This is a genomic window from Ruegeria sp. BA12 (genome assembly GCF_056539625.1).
In genome coordinates, this window is the sequence record NZ_JBQFVF010000010.1 from 15,392 (window position 1) to 32,961 (window position 17,570).

Sequence of the window (17,570 nt, forward strand, 5' to 3'; positions counted from 1 at the left end):
TTTCGAAATTTTTGAGCGTAACTTTTGGAGACAGAGATGCGTATCAGACCAGTTATTACCACATTATTTGGAATTGCGATTGCTTCAGGCTCTGTGTTCCTGGCGAAGGATTACATCCAATTTAACACGACTGCACCCAGTGCCACGACGAACGCCGATCTCGTTGAGATCTACGTTGCGCGCTCAGAAATCGCATTTGGTCAAACAATAGAAAATCATCACGTCACAACTCATCTCTGGCCACGCGAAGCGCTACCTGCCGGGGTTTTCACCGAGTTAGGCGTACTTGTTCCGGATAATCGCCAACAGCTGCGTCGCGCTAAGGGGCGGTTCTATCCCGGTGAAGTCATGCTTATTTCGAAAGTTTCGAATTTTGGCGAAAAGGTCACGCTGGTTCAAAAGCTGGGTGAAAACACGCGCGCCATGGCGATCGAAGTGGACGCCGTGACCGCGGTCGGCGGATTTGTCACTCCGGGTGATTGGGTAGACATCGTTTTGACACAAGGTGCGAAAATGGATTTGCGCGCTGTGACCATTTTACAGAATATCCGCGTTATTGGTGTGGATCAGCAATCCGAAGAACTGAGTGATCAGCCCGAAATTGCCCGTACGATCACAGTAGAAGTGACCCCTCAGCAAGGTCAGCGCCTGGCTTTGGCCCAAAAGGCCGGCACCCTGAGCCTCACCCTCAGAACGTTGGACGGTGTCGAGGATGAACCGATGGAAATGGTCCGCCTGCGCGATCTTCTGCAAGAGGAAGGTCCGGTTGAAAAAGTCGAAGCGCAACCGACAATCATTGTGAACCGCGGCACCGAAACCGAAGTTGAAGTTATACAGAGAAGCTCTCGTGGAGCCGACGACGCGACAGAAGTGGAAGCGGTTCCAAATGCAGAGTCCCGCGATCAAACGGACGCCCGGTCGACACCGGCAGCCATCAACTCTGGCACCAAGCCGAAAGCCCGCTCGCTCAAAGTCAGCCAGAACACTGCACAGTAAGGCTGCGTCATGCGTCGGACAACGAACATATCATTCTTTGCACAGGACGAGCGCGGCACGGTCGCTATTCTCTGGGGTACAGCATTTGTCGCATTTCTCGGGTTCTTTGCAATCACGATGGATGTAGGCCGAATGAACTCGACCCATGCAGAGCTTCAGTCCTTCGCGGACCACGTAGCCTTGGCAGCCGCAGGTGAGTTGGACGGACAACCCGACGCCATCACCCGCGCAACCAATGCAGCGGCCAACTTGATCAGTGACAGCCAGACATTTGCCAATGGGTCCGCCACGCTTTCGGGTTCATCGGATTATACGCTTTCGTTTCATTCCGCTCTGCCGGTTTCGGACCTCACGCCGTTGGGCGCAGATGTCACCACCAACCCAAGAGAAGCCAAGTTTGCTCAGGTCGTGCTAACGCCCAAATCCCTTAGCATGAACCTTGCTTCGGCTTTGGACAGAGTGCTTGGTGGAAGTGGCGTATCGGCCAGCGTTTCGGCCGAGGCCGTCGCTGGTTACTCCAAGGCAGCCTGCGATATCTCACCTTTGATGTTCTGTCTGCCGCCGAACTGGGAAAATACCCTAACCGTCGGCGACCAAATCCTGCTGCGCAGCGGTGGCAATGGAACTGCCTGGGGGCCGGGTAATTTTGGTTTTATCGACCTGGCGACCTTTGAAGATGCCTCTGGTGTATGTGCGGATGAAGGCGGGAACAAACTAGCCTGCTTAATCGCGGCACAAAGCCAGATCACGCAATGTGTCCTGACAAATGGTCTGGATACAGAACCGGGTCAGAAGGTCGGTATCACCAATGCGGCGTTCAATGTCCGCTTTGATATTTTCCGCTCGGTACTAAACGGTGAGAAAAACAATCCGGACTTTGCACCGGCTCCGAACGTCATCAAAGGGATACAGAAAAAGGGTGGAGGTTCCTGCATTCAGGGAAACGAAGAAGTCACGCCTGATACGATCGCACTTGGTCGCGACACTTGCATGGCTGCGGGAACCTGCGGCGGGAACAACCGGTTTGGGGACGGTGTCTGGGATCGCGAGGGGTATCTTAACCGGAACCATGACCTTGCAGATGGTATCGCAGACGGAATTGGCAGCGATGCTCACCTCCCGGCTCTTAGCGTAACGGATAGCGTGTTTGCTGGCACAAGATACGGAATGTACCTGCGGGAAATCGCGTACGGCAATAGCAGCCCACATTCACCACCGAACGCAAATTCGATCCTGGACCCATCGCTTGCTGAAACCGGTCGCCCGATGTGTTCGAACCAAATGTCGACTAACCCAGCGCGTCGCGTCGTGACCGCAGCAGGCATTGATTGCGCTCAAAACCCGGTTTCCGGCTCGACCACAGGCGTTCCGGTCACAAAATTTGTTGCCGTCTTCCTGACCGAACCGGTGGGGGATGACGGTAGTTCACCGCCGAGTTTTGACATCCATGGCGAAATTGTCGGCTTTCCTGACGTTTCAGGTGTCGGCAGCGGCGGCAATGGGTTCGGCGGTATCTTTCGCGACCTCGTACAGTTGTACCGTTGAGGGGGCGCAGGATCATGAAAACTCGCCTCGCAGAATCCCTCAAACGCTTTGTAAGAAAAGATGATGGCGCGATCCTTGTGGAATTTGGCCTGGTCATGCCACTCATGCTGTTGCTGCTGGCGGTCACGTTGGAATCTGCACGTATGATGTGGTCATACCAATCGGTCATAGCAGGTGTTCGCGACGCCAGTCGCTATCTGTCCAGAGTCACTCCGGCAGATATCTGCACCTCTGGTGGCTCTGTTGCGGGACTCACTACTACTTTAAAGGGCATCGTCGAAGACGACAAAAATGCCAACAGCCTGTTCCCGCCCAGCATAACGGTCAATTCGGTGACACCCAGCCTGTCCTGTGTGTCTGGAACCTATAGGGTCAACCCAGCCCCAGTAGGCACGGTCAGCGCAAACATCACTATCCAGTTTCCGATGGGCAACATCCTGTCCCTCTTTGGCAGCGGACTATCGTCCGTGACGACGGATGTCTCTGACACTTCACGGATTTTTGGTCAATGAAAGGTCTGCTTCATATCCACACGCGCTTGCTTCGCCGAGGGCAGAAAGTTCTTCAGGATCAAAGCGGCGGCGTTCTTGTCGAGTTCGCCATAGTCGTTTCCCTGTTTCTGTTCCTCTTCATGGCGTTATTGGATTTCGGCCGCATGTCCTTTAGCGTTGCGAATGCTCAAAAAGCCTCGCAACTGGCAACGCGCATTGCAATCGTACGACCGCCTGCATGCCCCGGAGTGCCCACGACGCATCAGCGAGGCACATCTACTTCGTCACCGAGATTTGGTACGTCCTGCAGTGCCTCGGCCGGGGTTTGTGCGGATCCTCAAACCCCTTCGTGTTCGGGTGTCGTAACCAATGCTACGGCCTCGGAAATCTGGACCCGGATTAGCCCACTTTTGCCCCCGGATGCCACAATAGACAACTTACAGTTTCATTATGACTTCAATCCCAATCTGGGTTTCCTGGGTGGCCCGTATACACCCATGGTCTCAGTCGAATTGAACCTTAACGATTTTCAATTCGTGTCACCGTTGGCCGCGCTGGCAAATGCCGCGGGCGCAACTAACAGCACAATATCTTCGACAGTCGGTTACTCAAACTTCAGCGTCTCGCTGCCTGCTGAAGACCTTGCATTAGGAGAGTCAGGATGAGAGATCAGAGTGTTTTCACACCCACATCACAGGCAATTATGCTTGTTTCGGAAAACGAAGAGATCGCGCAGCTGGTTGCGGATGTCTTTCCCGTAAATGAGGAAAATAAAGTCACCAGGAACGGGGCATCGTTTCAGATGTTGAATGGAACTGCTCTCGATCTTGCATTCAAGCACGATCTGGTGATCTTTGAAATCGACCCTGATGACACAGGAGAGCTCCGCGCTATCGAGGCTGTCCTGACGCACCGCGACGATAACACCTTGTTTGTTGCGCTCACTCAGAATGATCTGTCGATCTCCAAGGCGCGTGAATTGTACAAGATCGGTATTGATGAGGTTTTGCCGCTGTCAATTGATGGCGATGGTTTGAAAGCCGCAGTCAGTGAAAAACTAAATGCGCGTGCGGTTTCGCGAACAACTATTTCAGATGGTTCTTCGGCGTTGGGCAAGGTTGTACCGGTCGCAAAGGCGCGCGGTGGTATCGGGGCTTCAACAGTTGCTGTCAACCTTGCGTGCTCGCTTGTCGGCGGCAAGGGATCTTTCTTCAGGAAATCCGCAAAGAACCGAGTAGCCCTTTTGGATTTTGACCTTCAGTTCGGAAACTCGAATGTCTTTCTGGACATCGAGGACAACGGCGGATTCCTTCAGCTAATTGAAAATTCTGAAATTCCTGATGATCACCTTTTGTCTTCGATCCTGCAAGAGCATGGGCTTGGCGTTGACGTTCTGTGCGCGCCTACCCCGATGGTGCCCCTGCAATCGATGCGGCCTGATCTGATCGAAGGGATGCTGGACCTTCTGCAACAGCGCTATGATTATATAATCATCGACCTTCCCTGCGCCGTTGTTGAATGGGTTGAACCTATTTTCAAACGGGCCACCAAATTGGCTTTGGTTACCGATACTACTGTCCCCTGCGTACGCCAGGCGCGGCGGTTGATTGATTTCTACCGCGAGGCAAACGTCGGCCTTCCGGTGGAGTTCGTGGTCAACAGAGAGCGGAACACTTTGATCAAGCCTTCGCATGTCCGCGAAGCCGAGAAGGTATTGAAAACAAGCCTGAAACACTGGCTACCCGACAATTCGAAAGTTGCCAGAAATTCCGTAGATCTTGGACGGCCGATTGTGGACATGAAGCCGCAATCGGACCTTGGAAAAGCCTTGGCAAAATTGGCCGCTGCGGTCTCGGCTGAAACTCAGCCCGTGGCAACGAAGAAAGCGTAAAAGGAGATCAACGTGTTCAACGAATTTAGATCACGCAAGGTTGCTTCCAAGTCGAATGTGCTGACACTGGATCGACCCATTGACATGCCCACCAAATCCAAGGCGACTCCTGACCCAGTGGACGTCGACCTGCAGGCGCATCTGGAACTCAAAAGCCGCTTGCATGGTGAGCTTCTGGACCGGCTCAATCTTTCAGTCATCGACAAGGTTGAACGATCGGAATTGAAACGCCAGATCGCATCTTTGGTAACCGGCCTGATCGAGGCTGAAAACCTGCACATGCGGTCTGAGGCTTTCACTGCGCTGGTTGATGAGCTTATCCACGAAGTCATGGGCCTGGGGCCATTGGAACCGTTGCTGGAAGACCCGACTATCAACGATATTCTCGTAAACTCTTTTGATCAGGTGTACGTCGAACGCTTTGGTCTTCTGGAGCTTTCTACTGTTCGCTTCCGCGATGAACGTCACTTGCTACGGATTATCGACAAGATCGTCAGCAAAGTTGGTCGGCGTATCGATGAGTCTCAGCCCTGGGTTGATGCGCGTTTGGAAGACGGCAGCCGCGTTAACGCAATTATTCGGCCGTGTTCCGTCGATGGACCAGCTTTGTCAATTCGCAAGTTCTCCCGCAACCCTCTGACAATAAAAAAGCTTGTTGATCAGAACAGCATGAATGATCAGGCAGCCAAACTCCTTGAGGCACTTGTCGAAGCAAGGTTGAATATCCTCATCTCAGGCGGTACCGGCACGGGTAAAACAACCATGCTGAACGCTGTGTCGTCGTTTATCGATGGCAAACAGCGTATCGTTACCATCGAAGACGCTGCCGAACTTCAGCTTCAGCAAAGCCATGTTGTACGTCTTGAAACCCGCCCTCCAAATGCTGAAGGGCAAGGTGTAATCACCCAACGTGATCTGGTTCGCAATGCCCTAAGGATGCGGCCTGACCGCATCATCGTTGGAGAAGTTCGTGGATCAGAATGTTTTGACATGCTTCAAGCCATGAATACGGGCCATGACGGGTCTATGACCACCGTTCACGCAAACTCGGCGCGTGATTCACTAAGCCGGGTCGAGCAGATGGTGACAATGCTTGGCGCTGACTTGCCGATCAGAACCATCCGGTCGCAGATAGCTTCGGCCATTCAGATCGTACTCCAACTCAGCCGCCTTAGCGACGGCACCCGCAGAGTCGTCAGCATTTCCGAGATTACCGGCATGGAAGATGACACGATCACAATGCAGGATATCTTTGTTTTCAAACGTCGCGGCAAGTCGGAAGACGGACAGGTACTGGGAGAGTTCTTGCCTACCGGCATTCGTCCAAAGTGCTTCGATCAGTTGGTTGCCGCAGGGATCGACGTAGACACCAACATGTTTATTCGTGGGGCTATGTCGTCATGATTGACCTGCAACCGAACACCCTGAACATTCTGTTCTACATTTCGATTTTCCTAGGAATTCTTCTTGCTTACGAAGGATTACAGCAGCTTTTCCTGCGCAAGGAATCCCTCAGCGAGGCCAGAAATCGGCGCATGAAGCTAATCCAGGGGGGCGCCTCAACCGATCAGGTTCTGCAATTGCTACGTGACCCTGCGATGACCACTCCTGGCGAAAAACCCAGTGTGATCGCCCGTTTTCGTCGTCTGCTTGTCCAGGCCGGGCTGACGATCTACCCGATCTGGGTGGTCCTTGCAGCCACCTGTCTGGCCGTGGCGGCCTTCATCGCAATATCTCGGTTCCTTGCCCCGGAAATTGCCGCAGCTCTGAGCGTCCTTCTGGCTGGCGTTCTGCCGCTGCTGGCACTGATCGCCATGAAGGATACCCGGGCCAAAAAACTTACGAAACAGTTACCGGATGCATTGGACCTTATGGCCCGTGGCCTGAAAGTCGGGCACCCAGTGGCTGTAACTGTCGGGAACGTGGCGACAGATCTTCCGGACCCGATAGGTAGTGAGTTTGGCATAATTCAGGACCAGATTAACTATGGCGACGACGTGGCAACCGCGTTTCAGGATTTTGCAAAACGTGTCGGAACAGAGGATGCGAACTATCTTGCCGTCAGCATCGGTATTCAGCACGGCACCGGCGGCAACCTTGCCCGTGTCCTAAGCATTCTGTCCCAGGTCATCCGTGACCGGCAAACCATGCAAAAAAAGATCAAGGCCATCTCTGCCGAAGGGCGTCTTAGCAGTCTAATTCTCACAGTCTTGCCGGTGTTCATCTACTTCTCAATCGAGATGTCCACACCTTCGTTCTACGGCGATGTTCGAAACGATCCGCTGTTCCCATATTTTGCGAGTGCGATAGTCGGCCTGACGATTGCCCAAGGACTTATCCTGAAGCGGCTCGTCAAATTCAAATTCTGAATGGGAGCGAAAAAATGGAATTTATTCAAAATGTTCTAAACGGCCAAGACCTTCCCCTTCAGTATCTTGTGCTAGGTGGGATTGCCGTAAGTGTTTTCTTTGTAATCCTCGGAATCTCTGGCATGACCGCAACCGATGACACGGCCGCGCGCCGGATGCGGGTCGGATCAATTTCTCGGGGGCACGGAACAGATTTTGACCTCATACAGGGGGATGACAGCGACCCGCACGGACTGCTTAAGGCATTTGTGCCTTCGTCGAAACGCGAACGTTCCCGAATTGGCAGAATGCTTAAGCAGGCTGGTATTCAGCGCAAACATGCCGTCCGATCATTTTATCTGTTCCGTTTGGTGATGGGTTTTGTGCTTCCAGCCGTTTTCGTAGTGGCTTTGTCGTTGCCGCTTGAAACTCAAGTTCAGCTTGGGATTGCTGGCCTATTGCAAAGCATCACCTGGGTGAACGCATTACAGATTGTCACCGCCTTGATGGTAACAGGTTTCTACGGTCCAGCACTCTGGCTGCGGCACCGTATAAGAAAGCGCCGCCAGGCCATCGAACACAGCCTTCCAAATGCGCTGGACCTGTTACAGGTGGCGATTGAGGCCGGGCTCGGATTTGACGCCGCAATGGTGCGAGTGGCGAATGAGATGGCGCATGCGGCACCGGAGATTTCGCAAGAGTTCACGATACTCCAACTGGAACTGCAAGCTGGCAAAGAGCGTCAGGCCGCCTTTATGGACATGGCCGAACGCGTCGGCATTGACGAGGTCAGCTCTTTCGCGAACGCCTTCCTTCAATCCAATCAATACGGCACCAGCATTTCCGCTTCGCTGCGCAGATTTGCCACTGATATGCGTATCGATCGCGAACTGCGCGCTCAGGAAAAGGCCAACCGGCTACCAGTTCAAATGTCAGCCGTAATGGCCATGTGCATGATGCCCGTTCTACTGCTGATCTGCCTGTCGCCGATGGTGATCCGATGGATCAATATGTTTGGGTGATGGTTGGGTGTAGTCTGAGAATTGAAGGAACAAAGAATCTTCTTTGAGCTGCAATGGATGACACGCTTTAGTTATCTGCTTTTAGCCAAGTTCTAATCCTAATACCTTGCTAACGCTGCATTTTGCTGGGGTAAAGCACCAGGTATCGGTCGTATTCCAGGCGGCGTCCACTAAGCGCAAACGAACCCAGCCTCACAGGGGATCGTCTCGATTTTTCTTCGGTCCCTCGCCCGAGCCAGATGAATCGCGGCAAATTCAAACTGCTCTGCCATTTGACCCAGTGTTACATAACGAGCCACAAACGCTTGCAGGCTTTGGGCAGTTATATAGCAACGGTAGTGCTGCGTGTCCGGGTTTCGCACCGTGACCTGATTTAGAAAGCCGCCATTCCGCAACCGCCGGATCGATATCACATTTATTTTCAAGCGTGCAGCCGCATCCAAGAGCGGCAGGTCGCCAGAAAATGCACGCTCCTGTCTTTCTCAGCCTTCAGCTTGATCGATCAGCAAACCAGCCAAACCTTCGACTTCTGGATCACGCGACACGCCGGTCAATCGGTGACAACGCGTGCCAAAGGAACCCGGTCATTCTCTGAGTGGTACGCAGATGGCGGTGATACGTTGTAGGAGCAACAATGGCGTCGAAATGGTCCCGTGTTAGACTAAGAACTTAGGTTTGGCGTTTGTGAGATTGCAGATGATAGTCAAAATTTGGGTCAACTGCCCATCCGAGAAAGTCGCTGACCAGATCGCGGACAGGCTTCTTGAAAAGCGTTTGGTTTCCTCATCGAACCGCTACACTGCGACTAGCAGTAAATATCTCTGGAAGGGAAAAATCGTAACTGCGCGGGAGGTCCCACTTCTGCTGAAGACCCGAAAAGAGCTTTTTGGCATAGTCGTTGAAGCGATCCGCAGGATGCACCCTTATGAGACGCCCAGTATTCTCTCGATTGATGTTGACCAAGCCAACGGTGAATATCTTGAGTGGATGATTGAAAGCACGCGCGAGATCTAAGCAAAGCTCAAACTAACGGCCTATAACCGCTGTATCTTTGGGCTCACTACCGACTTTCTCTGCGGCGAGTTCGGACAAGCAGATGAGCCCTGACCGGGCGTTGATCGTAATTCGGTTACTTGTTCGCGCAGCAAGTCGCGAACCATACATACCGGACATTCAGTGCTAGTAGGTTAAGCAGTAGGGAGACGTTGTCCGCCAGTTGTTTTGTGGTCACTTGAGGGCCCGCAGCGAAAGCCGCACTCAGATTGGTCAAAGCGAGGAACGTGGCAAGAAGCGTTAAGAGTCTCATTGCGTTTTTCCTTTCGGTTCAGATGTAGACGACGCCAAAGCGCTCTTCGATCAAGGCGAAATCTATTTCGCCGATCTCGTTCTGGCGCGAGGTTTCGGCCATGAACTCCTCAGCCCAATCACCGGGGAAGATGTAGCTGATCATCTTGGCGGTCGTATCACCGACGTTCTTCATGTAGTGGGACACGCCGCGTGGGCATTGGATGCTGGCCCCAGGCCCGGCGTTAAAGACTTCATCGCCGATTTTAACTTCCAGGTCGCCCTCAAGGATGTGGAAGGTCTGGTCTTCCCATTTGTGATAATGATCAGGAATGAACCCGCCCGGTGCTATTTCACCTGAGCCAAAGACATACTCGGATTGCGTGTCGTCTTTGCCTGCGACAACCGAGGTGTACTCCTGATCCGCCATGAAATATTTGCGGCCTTCATGCCAACCGCTGACAACGGTCTTTTTGGCGGTCGCTTCAGTTTTCTTAGACATGTTGAGGTCCAATTCTGATTTCATTTGTGGGGAACGACCGGGCTGCCCCGCAACCCAGTCAGAGGTTTAGTGGCCGTGCCAAATGGCGTAAGCCATCCGTTCAACATGGGCTGGAAGGTTTTCTTTGTAGAATAGCCAGTCTTCGAAATCAGGCAGTTTGACCGTATCCTTAAGTTCGTCGACCGATTTGCCGTTTTGTAGACCCTCCCAAACGGCAACGTACAGGGCTTCGACAAAGGCCAATTCTTCAGCGAGAAGCTCAGGCGACGAATGCTCCAGGTGGCCTGAAACCACGGTATCGTAGTCAAGCTCTGCGCTGACACGGCGCAGGGTGTTCAGAGCGCCCACATAATCATGCGTATTCAAACGGGCGGTCGAGACCAGATAACGCGGAAGATGCCAATCCACGCCCATTAAAACCTTGTCGTCGGGCATGTGGATCACGCTCTGGCACTGGCCGTCGCTGGACCCGAAGTACTTTAAGTCGATGATCTTATCGCCCAGTTCGATGCGATGCTCATCTGCATAGGTCACGTCAGGCAGCACCACCCGGTTTTCCAGATCGCGGCTCATCAACTCAACGCACCCTTCATGGGCGATGAACTCCGCACCTTCGTCCTTGAAAATCTGGCCGCCCCGCGAATGGTCAAAGTGATCGTGCGAGTAAACAACCTTGACCACGGGTTGATCGGTCTGCTTGGCAATTTCAGCGCGCATCGCCTCGGACCGGAATTCGTGATTGGGGTCTACAACCAGAACGCCTTCATCCGTGATCACCACCAGGCTGGAATAATGCGCCATGTAGAACTGATAGACGCCGTCCTTCAGCTTGGTCATGGCCGGTGTCATTTCATCACCTGCTGCAATGGCCGCGCTTGTAAAGGTGATAGCGGCGGCGATGGCCGTCAGAATGCGCTTCATGGCATGTGTCTCCATTTGCGTTGGAAACAACATACCCTTGACCCAACATGAGATAATTGATGTCATTGACAATTCAAAAGATACAAAAAGTACTGAATGGACAAGCTGAAGAAAATGACCGTGTTTGCTCGCGTGGTCGAGCTGGGAAGCTTTGCCGCAGCCGCGGAAGATTTGAATGTTAGTCCGGCCATTATTGGGCGACATGTGGCCGATCTGGAAGCGATGCTTGATCTGCGCCTCATTAGCCGCACAACTCGTTCGATGGAAGTGACCGAAGCCGGAACTCGCTACTATCACGGGTGCAAGGCCACCCTGGAACAAGTGGATGCACTTGAGCAGGACGTGGTTGCACAAGAAGGGGGGCTGTTATCTGGAGTAATTCGCGTAGCTGCTCCGGAAGGGATCGGTACGCCACTTTTGCTGGATGCGGTGCAGAGCTTTCAGACGCTTCATCCCGAGGTGTTGTTTGATCTGGTGTTTGAAAATGAGCAGACTGACTTCATCACCTCTAGGGTGGATTTGGCCATTCGGTTAGCGATCAAGCTGGACGATAGCAGTCTGATCGTTAGCAAGCTGGCTCAGACATCCCTCGGTTTGTTCGCGTCCCCCTCTTATCTACGCGCATATGGAACACCCACAACGGTTGCCGATCTAGACCAACATTGCTGCCTCGTCTTTGGTGCTTCACGGTTCGGTGACAGTTGGCCGCTCGTGACAAATAAAGGGATGCAAAAGCTGCGCCTGCCCTGGAAACTTGTCATGAACCACACCAATACTTATCGCGAAGCACTGGTGCGTGGGTTGGGGATCGGATTGCTTCCAGAAATCATGGCGATAGACTTGGTGGAAGCGGACCAACTTGAGCCAATCAATTTTACAGGGCAGTTCCCTGATGTTGGGGTGTTTGCAGTCTACCCCGAAAAAGCCTTCCAACCTCGTCGGGTTGGTCTATTTCTGGACCACCTTCGGCAACAGATCAAACAACATCTGGCCTGACCGAAAAAGCGCCCCCGTGCTGACTTAAATTGCACAAAGCCGAACTTGGGATGTTTGCAGCGAACGGCGGCTCCGTCCCGCGTTGCGGTCATCGGCGACAGGGGGCGCGAGCGGCAGGCTCTCACAGCCACTGGATGATTGGTGGTGCCGTAACGAACCATGAACGTCGCCGAAGGGGTGTTATGTGAAGCGATCTCTGGTTGAGTGGTCAGCTCCCCTGCGGATCAAACGAACCATTACTAAATCGCCGGATAGCAGTCATTGATCCTGCGCGCGGAGAACGTCTGTTTCGAGCCCAAGGCGGTCATTGTGGTTTTGTGCGGCGCGCATACAGCTGGAGGATCTCTGCTGGTTTCGGTTCCAAGCCTCATCGCAGCTAACCTCATTGAATTGCCCGGCGCTCTTTTTCCGGCCAGAATTCATCAACCACGACATATGCAATGATTACAAAAAAAGCGGCGCTGGCAACTTGCAATACGCGAGTGATGCTCTTGACGTCAGCCTCGTCTGAAAACGGTGCAACCGAACCGCCATATACAATCAGAGCTGTTGTAATAGCGGAACCGGCGGCGGCGGCGAGCGGTACTTTTGACTTTCCAAGTGCTCCGAGTGTTAGGCAAAAGAAGAAACACAGCAGAATGGGGGTTATAATAACCGGAGCTATTACGTTTATTTCGTAGCATATGATGGATACTGCCGCCCCAAGAAGGTTTGCCGTCAGCATAGCTTTTGCAACTGTTTTGCCTGCAGCGGGCATTGCCGCAAGCTGCTGGCTCAGCAGGGCGACAAAAAACAGAACCAGTAGTGCAGATGCGCCGGAAACAAAAAACGCCAAGGCAAACGGCACTGTTACAAGCGACATCCTGACGATTCGGCGATGTGGGTCGAAGTTCGGCGACGATGCGGCCTTCTTTTGAGCGGGCGTTTGAGGTTCAGCGGGTATCAACACGAACATCAGCGTCGATACAAAGCCCGCAAACAGCAGGTTCAACGGTATCCAATACACGAGCACCAAAGCCAGATCCTGTGATTGCAAAACCAAGTTCGGGATCATCAGTGCACCCATCAGGGCAATGACGCCCGGTAAAACTCCGGCTCCGGAAACCGACCACATGAAAGACAGGATTATTCCTATGGCCACCAGAATGAGAAAAACAAGAGGATATGGTGAGAAGATTGACGACACCAGGAACGAAGTGAACATCAATCCAATCGAAAAGACAAACAGCTTAGCAAATGCTGCCAGAGGCAATGCGGCTGGCGCCTGCAAAAACAGTGCGGTGAACACCGCCCCAACGACGGCGAGTGGCCAGCCAAGAAACAAGCCCAAGGAAAAGACGCCGGTAACACCAACCGCAAGCCGGGCGACAGAGCGCTGGTCCTCAGTACGCATAGGACAGAATTGAGACCAAGCGGATGTAGGTGCGGCCTACGAGGTTCAGCAACGAGTTGTCGCTTAGGTACATAATCACATCGGCCTGCCCGTTCAGCTGAAAGCGAAGATCATCTTCGGTGCTTCCGGCTTCATAGCCCGGCAAAACGATCCTGACTGGGAACCTTTCAGGCTCCCGCAAAAAACCTTTGGTACTTGGCGGGCTCGCCAATTGCCCGGGCTCATCACCGCCACTTAAGGAAACGGCCGCGCTAAAGCTCTCGATGACGCCCGGAACAATCTTACCGGGATGCATGTCCAACACTACATCAACCGGAGACCCTATCGAAGCTCTTCCTAAGTTGTTCTCGGTAAAATACGCCTCGATCCAGACGTCCGTTGCATCAAGAAACGTCAAAAGGTCCTGGCCGGATCGCGCATACGTTCCGGGGGCTATCAGCAAATTAGTGATGACACCTGTCGCCGGAGCACGCAGTTCCGTCCATTCAAGGTTCAGTTCTGCATCCGCCAAGGCCGCCAACGCGCGCTGGATTTTCGGGTTTTCAATCCCGTCGTCACCAAGCCTTTGTTTTGCTTTTTCCAGATCCGCTTTTGCGTTCTCAAAGTTTGCCTCAGACTCTGCCAATTGCCCTCGTGCATCATCGGCCTTTGAGACGGCAATCAACCCTTTCTTTTCGAGCGCAAATACGCGTTCCGTTTGAATGCGCATCGTATCAAGATCGCTCTGCGCCCTTGCGAGTTTGGCCTGTGCCGCACTTACCTCTGCCGAAGACGCGCCTACCTCTTGGGTCGCCGCTTCAAGATCAGCTTCCGCCTTTGAACGCTCGATTTCGTAGGGTCTGGAATCTATTCGAACCAGAACATCACCTGCCGAAACGACTTGGCCGTTTTCTACCAAAACTTCCGTTACCGTTCCGGTCACCTGAGGCACGATTTGGGTGGCCACAGCTTTTACTCTGGCGTTCCCGGTAAATGGCGTTTTTCGATCAGCGACCAGATACCAGACAAGAAAAATCAGAATGACAGCCAGGGTTGTCCATATCGTCTTTCTCATTTCGCCGCACCTTCAACAGTGCCTTCTGCTTCAGGCGAGGTATCAATCCAAACCTTGAACAGCTCATAGAACACAGCAAAGAGTACCGGCCCCATAAAGACGCCGATCAAACCGTACGCCATCATACCTCCGAGAACACCGATGAGGATGACCAACATGGGAGTCTCAAGGCCTTTTGAGATGAACACGGGTCTTAGGAAACTGTCCATTATCATGACTGGAACGGCTAGTATGGTGAAGATCAAAGCTGTTCCGCCGGACATGGAACTCCATGCATAGATAATAACCGGTATAAGAACCAATCCGGGTCCGATTTGGATAATCGAGAGTATCAGGCAGATAAATGCCAGCGTGGCGGCCGAAGAAATCCCAAACAATGCCAACAGTATCCAAACGAAAACCGCCTGAATGGCTGCTACGCCAATCACGCCTTTTGTAACGTTCCGGATCGTTGCGCCCGCGAGTGTCACGAATTCACCACCGCGTGGTGCAAAGACACGGTTGGCAAAGCGCTGAAGACCTTGGACCAAATTTGGCCCAGGGCTGAACAATGCCCCCATAATCAACACGGACAGAGCTAAGCCAAGCAGCCCGATTCCGATGCCCAGCACCTTCCCGAAAAGCGATTTGGTGATCTCAAGGATTTGCGTGCCATATTTTGCAAGCGCGCCGTCAAGATTGCGCTCAAACATTCCCCAGACATCGGCTATTTTGTCTCCCACCAAGGGCAACTCCTTGAGACCCTCGGGCGCAGGTGGGACTTTCAATTCACCCTTGTCAGCTTGTTCCGCGAATTCAGACCCAAGTTCTGCGGCACCAGACACCGCCGTAGCGACTGGCCCGAGGGTCAGAACAAGGCCCAACAAAACCAAGATCGTCGTGGCAAGTTTTTTCCGCCCTCCCAGCTTGGACTGAAGCCAGTCAAATGCCGGGTAAAGCGCCACACAGAGGATCGTTGCCCAGATAACCACGCTCGCAAGCGGGGCCACCATGACTAGGGCGCTGTAGAGGAATAGTCCGAGAAAGAGCAATCGTATTGCCAGATCGACAATCTTTGCGTCCTGTGTCTTTTCCATTCCATCCCTCCATGTGTTTTTCGAATGTTACACTCAAAAAACATAATATGTATATTTTTTTGAATTTTAGTGATCATCTATCAGCTTGAAGACACGAATGAATCTGGGCCACAGCTTGAGGTGCCCAGTCAAACCAATGCCTGGGCGTGAACTCGATTTGGCCAAATTGGGATAATCTACTTGTCCGCTTTTGTGTCGTCTTGGGACAAGATTGTATCTGCCACTGTCGTCGCCGCGGTCACGAAGACACCGAGACCCACGATGATGTATACCATTGTGAAGATCTTCCCTGCCGCAGTTTCAGGTGAGAAGTCACCAAACCCCACGGTCGAAATTGTCACGACAGAAAAGTAGATTGAGTCGAGCCAACTCCAACCTTCGACAAAGTGGTAAAAGACCGAGGCCCATAAAATCATTCCAACTGTGAAGGCAAGAATGCCTTTCACTCTACCGTCCTTGAAAGCGACGCCAATTCCTCGTGTTATTCTGGTCAGTGAATTCATTGCACCCTCATCTTCGAATAATTGCATTTGTACCAGAGTTGAGGATTTACGGAAGGAACAATGCTGATTTACTGAAAGCTGCCCGATAAGAACTCTCAACCAGAGTCCCAGATTCATCGATGCTATTCTGCGCGCGATGGTCCGATAGGTACAGATCAACGGATCCCTTCATTCGAGTGATTAGGAAGCATGAACAGCCGTGGAGGTTCGATTTTGCAAGCTAGCAATCGACCTGTTCGCCTACGCGCCAAGTATCTTGCTGCTAGGTCTTTCGTCTCTAACGCGAATAGAACCCATCACGGAGTTCTTGCCTTAGGCGCAGACGCTCTGGGTACTCTTTCAGGAATAGTTCGGGTGGTTTGCCCTCCCAAACTTGCGCATAAACTCGCATCTTGTTACCGCCATAAATCTTCGCAAGGTCCTCATTGGAATAACCCTTCGCCCAAAGGTCATCGGTAATCGCCGCAAGGATTTTGGCCAGTTCACCGTTGCCAGTGGCCCCTTTGTTGAACGCATCGATCATGTAGCCGCCGTCGTCGTACATGCTCGCGTTTGCAGTTGCGAACTGTACGACTAGTTCAGTCGAGAACATGTCGTCCGTTGCAATCCCAACATGGTCGACCCCCACAAGTTGGACATAGTAGTCGATCATATCAGCAGCTTGCTCGGGTGAGATATCCTCAGGCCAAACACCGTCCATCATCCATTCGGTGAAGGTCGGAGAAATATAGCCGCCCGATTTGGCCGCACGCAGCGCCTCGTCGTCGGGAATGGCCCGATAACAACCGCGTGTCGTGGCATTGGGTTCGTTCGCATAAAGCCCTGCTGGGACAGAATGCGTATAGACATATGGCACGCCGGGATAGTTTTCATCCATGTAGTCCATGGCGTCGTTGGCCGTTTTTGAACCCGTGTGGCTTAGGTCGAGCAAGATACCGAACCGCACCATTTCATCGATGACCGACTTCCCCCAAGGTGTCAGACCAATGTCGCGTCCGTTATAGGCCGCCAACTGCCCCGATCCGGTTCGGAAAATGTCATTGTAAGCCAGGATCATACTTTTGATCCCCATATCCTTTAGCAATGCCATTTTCTTAAGATCGCCGTTCAGGATTGTGGCGGTTTGGCTGTTCCAGATGACGGCCGTCTTGCCTTGTATATGGGCGGCTTCGATATCTCGGGTTTCATTGACAATCAGGTAGTTTTCCGGTTGCTGCGCCATGGCTGAGCGAAAGTGATAGTGCTGCTCCAGCAGGGTTTCAAACGACATATCCGCAGCAGCCAGCGTCATCTCGTGTCCCGTAATGCCGTTGTCCCGAGCGCGCGCGAAGTAAGTATGAAGCTGGTCGTAGTCGGTCCAACCAGTGCCGTAGGGGCTGGCCAACATGCCGAGGACGATGGTGTCTTGTACGAATTGCTTCGCCTCTTCTGATGCATCCCAAGTCTTGCTTTCCTCGCTCGCGTGTAGTGCGCAACCTAGAGTGATCGCGATAGCGCTTACGGCCAACATGGTCTTCATGACAGAACCTCCCTAACTGCTTTGTTTTT

General features: G+C 52.7%; 17 protein-coding genes. 10 read left to right on the forward strand and 7 right to left on the reverse strand.

Annotated features, from left to right (window positions below; translation table 11 throughout):
• Positions 1 to 36: 36 nt before the first annotated feature.
• The 9 genes from cpaB (at position 37) to cutA (ending at position 9,307) form a co-directional block, all read left to right on the forward strand.
• Complete coding sequence (gene cpaB / locus ACR0B0_RS16805; RefSeq protein WP_170414598.1) at positions 37 to 996, forward strand: Flp pilus assembly protein CpaB; 960 nt, start codon at positions 37 to 39, stop codon at positions 994 to 996.
• Between the two features lie 9 nt (positions 997 to 1,005).
• Positions 1,006 to 2,541, forward strand: a complete 1,536-nt coding sequence (locus ACR0B0_RS16810) for a TadE/TadG family type IV pilus assembly protein (RefSeq protein WP_170414595.1) — start codon at positions 1,006 to 1,008, stop codon at positions 2,539 to 2,541.
• Positions 2,542 to 2,555: 14 nt separating this feature from the next.
• On the forward strand, positions 2,556 to 3,053 hold the full coding sequence (locus tag ACR0B0_RS16815) for a TadE/TadG family type IV pilus assembly protein (RefSeq protein ID WP_170414592.1): 498 nt from the start codon (positions 2,556 to 2,558) through the stop codon (positions 3,051 to 3,053).
• Positions 3,050 to 3,697, forward strand: coding sequence for a TadE/TadG family type IV pilus assembly protein (locus ACR0B0_RS16820; RefSeq protein WP_170414589.1), 648 nt, complete (start codon positions 3,050 to 3,052; stop codon positions 3,695 to 3,697). The genes ACR0B0_RS16815 and ACR0B0_RS16820 overlap by 4 nt, the downstream gene beginning before the upstream one ends.
• Positions 3,694 to 4,923: a CpaE/TadZ family protein gene (locus ACR0B0_RS16825; RefSeq protein ID WP_170414587.1), complete on the forward strand. Its 1,230-nt coding sequence runs from the start codon at positions 3,694 to 3,696 to the stop codon at positions 4,921 to 4,923. The genes ACR0B0_RS16820 and ACR0B0_RS16825 overlap by 4 nt, the downstream gene beginning before the upstream one ends.
• A gap of 12 nt (positions 4,924 to 4,935) precedes the next feature.
• Positions 4,936 to 6,327 (forward strand): TadA family conjugal transfer-associated ATPase, encoded by a 1,392-nt coding sequence (locus ACR0B0_RS16830; protein ID WP_367647831.1) that lies wholly within the window; start codon positions 4,936 to 4,938, stop codon positions 6,325 to 6,327.
• On the forward strand, positions 6,324 to 7,292 hold the full coding sequence (locus ACR0B0_RS16835; RefSeq protein ID WP_480648783.1) for a type II secretion system F family protein: 969 nt from the start codon (positions 6,324 to 6,326) through the stop codon (positions 7,290 to 7,292). Before ACR0B0_RS16830 ends, ACR0B0_RS16835 begins: the two co-directional genes overlap by 4 nt.
• Positions 7,293 to 7,306: 14 nt before the next feature.
• Complete coding sequence (locus ACR0B0_RS16840) at positions 7,307 to 8,293, forward strand: type II secretion system F family protein (protein WP_170351524.1); 987 nt, start codon at positions 7,307 to 7,309, stop codon at positions 8,291 to 8,293.
• Between the two features lie 696 nt (positions 8,294 to 8,989).
• Positions 8,990 to 9,307, forward strand: a complete 318-nt coding sequence (cutA, locus tag ACR0B0_RS16845) for a divalent-cation tolerance protein CutA (RefSeq protein WP_480648785.1) — start codon at positions 8,990 to 8,992, stop codon at positions 9,305 to 9,307.
• Positions 9,308 to 9,617: 310 nt separating this feature from the next.
• On the opposite strand, the gene ACR0B0_RS16850 is transcribed toward cutA, so the two are convergent.
• Entirely contained in the window at positions 9,618 to 10,079 is a 462-nt protein-coding gene (locus ACR0B0_RS16850; RefSeq protein WP_170362161.1) for a cupin domain-containing protein, read from the reverse strand.
• Positions 10,080 to 10,145: 66 nt separating this feature from the next.
• Positions 10,146 to 11,000 carry an MBL fold metallo-hydrolase gene (locus ACR0B0_RS16855; RefSeq protein ID WP_170362162.1) on the reverse strand — a complete coding sequence of 285 codons (855 nt, stop codon included), beginning with the start codon at positions 10,998 to 11,000 and terminating at the stop codon, positions 10,146 to 10,148.
• 96 nt (positions 11,001 to 11,096) lie between these two features.
• Between ACR0B0_RS16855 and ACR0B0_RS16860 the strand changes: the two genes are divergently transcribed.
• A complete protein-coding gene (locus ACR0B0_RS16860; protein ID WP_480648788.1) occupies positions 11,097 to 11,996 on the forward strand; it encodes a LysR substrate-binding domain-containing protein in 900 nt (299 codons plus the stop codon).
• A gap of 382 nt (positions 11,997 to 12,378) precedes the next feature.
• Here ACR0B0_RS16860 and ACR0B0_RS16865 read toward each other — a convergent pair whose 3' ends face one another.
• The 5 genes from ACR0B0_RS16865 to ACR0B0_RS16885 form a co-directional block, all read right to left on the reverse strand.
• The gene (locus tag ACR0B0_RS16865) at positions 12,379 to 13,389 is read right to left on the reverse strand and encodes a DUF2955 domain-containing protein (RefSeq protein WP_302478430.1); all 1,011 of its coding nucleotides are present in this window, start codon (positions 13,387 to 13,389) and stop codon (positions 12,379 to 12,381) included.
• Entirely contained in the window at positions 13,379 to 14,443 is a 1,065-nt protein-coding gene (locus tag ACR0B0_RS16870; RefSeq protein WP_170351536.1) for an HlyD family secretion protein, read from the reverse strand. Before ACR0B0_RS16870 ends, ACR0B0_RS16865 begins: the two co-directional genes overlap by 11 nt.
• Entirely contained in the window at positions 14,440 to 15,519 is a 1,080-nt protein-coding gene (locus ACR0B0_RS16875) for an AI-2E family transporter (protein ID WP_170553532.1), read from the reverse strand. Before ACR0B0_RS16875 ends, ACR0B0_RS16870 begins: the two co-directional genes overlap by 4 nt.
• 176 nt (positions 15,520 to 15,695) lie before the next feature.
• On the reverse strand, positions 15,696 to 16,022 hold the full coding sequence (locus ACR0B0_RS16880) for a potassium channel family protein (RefSeq protein ID WP_226689145.1): 327 nt from the start codon (positions 16,020 to 16,022) through the stop codon (positions 15,696 to 15,698).
• Positions 16,023 to 16,299: 277 nt separating this feature from the next.
• A complete protein-coding gene (locus ACR0B0_RS16885; RefSeq protein ID WP_170351540.1) occupies positions 16,300 to 17,541 on the reverse strand; it encodes a membrane dipeptidase in 1,242 nt (413 codons plus the stop codon).
• Between the last annotated feature and the right edge of the window lie 29 nt (positions 17,542 to 17,570).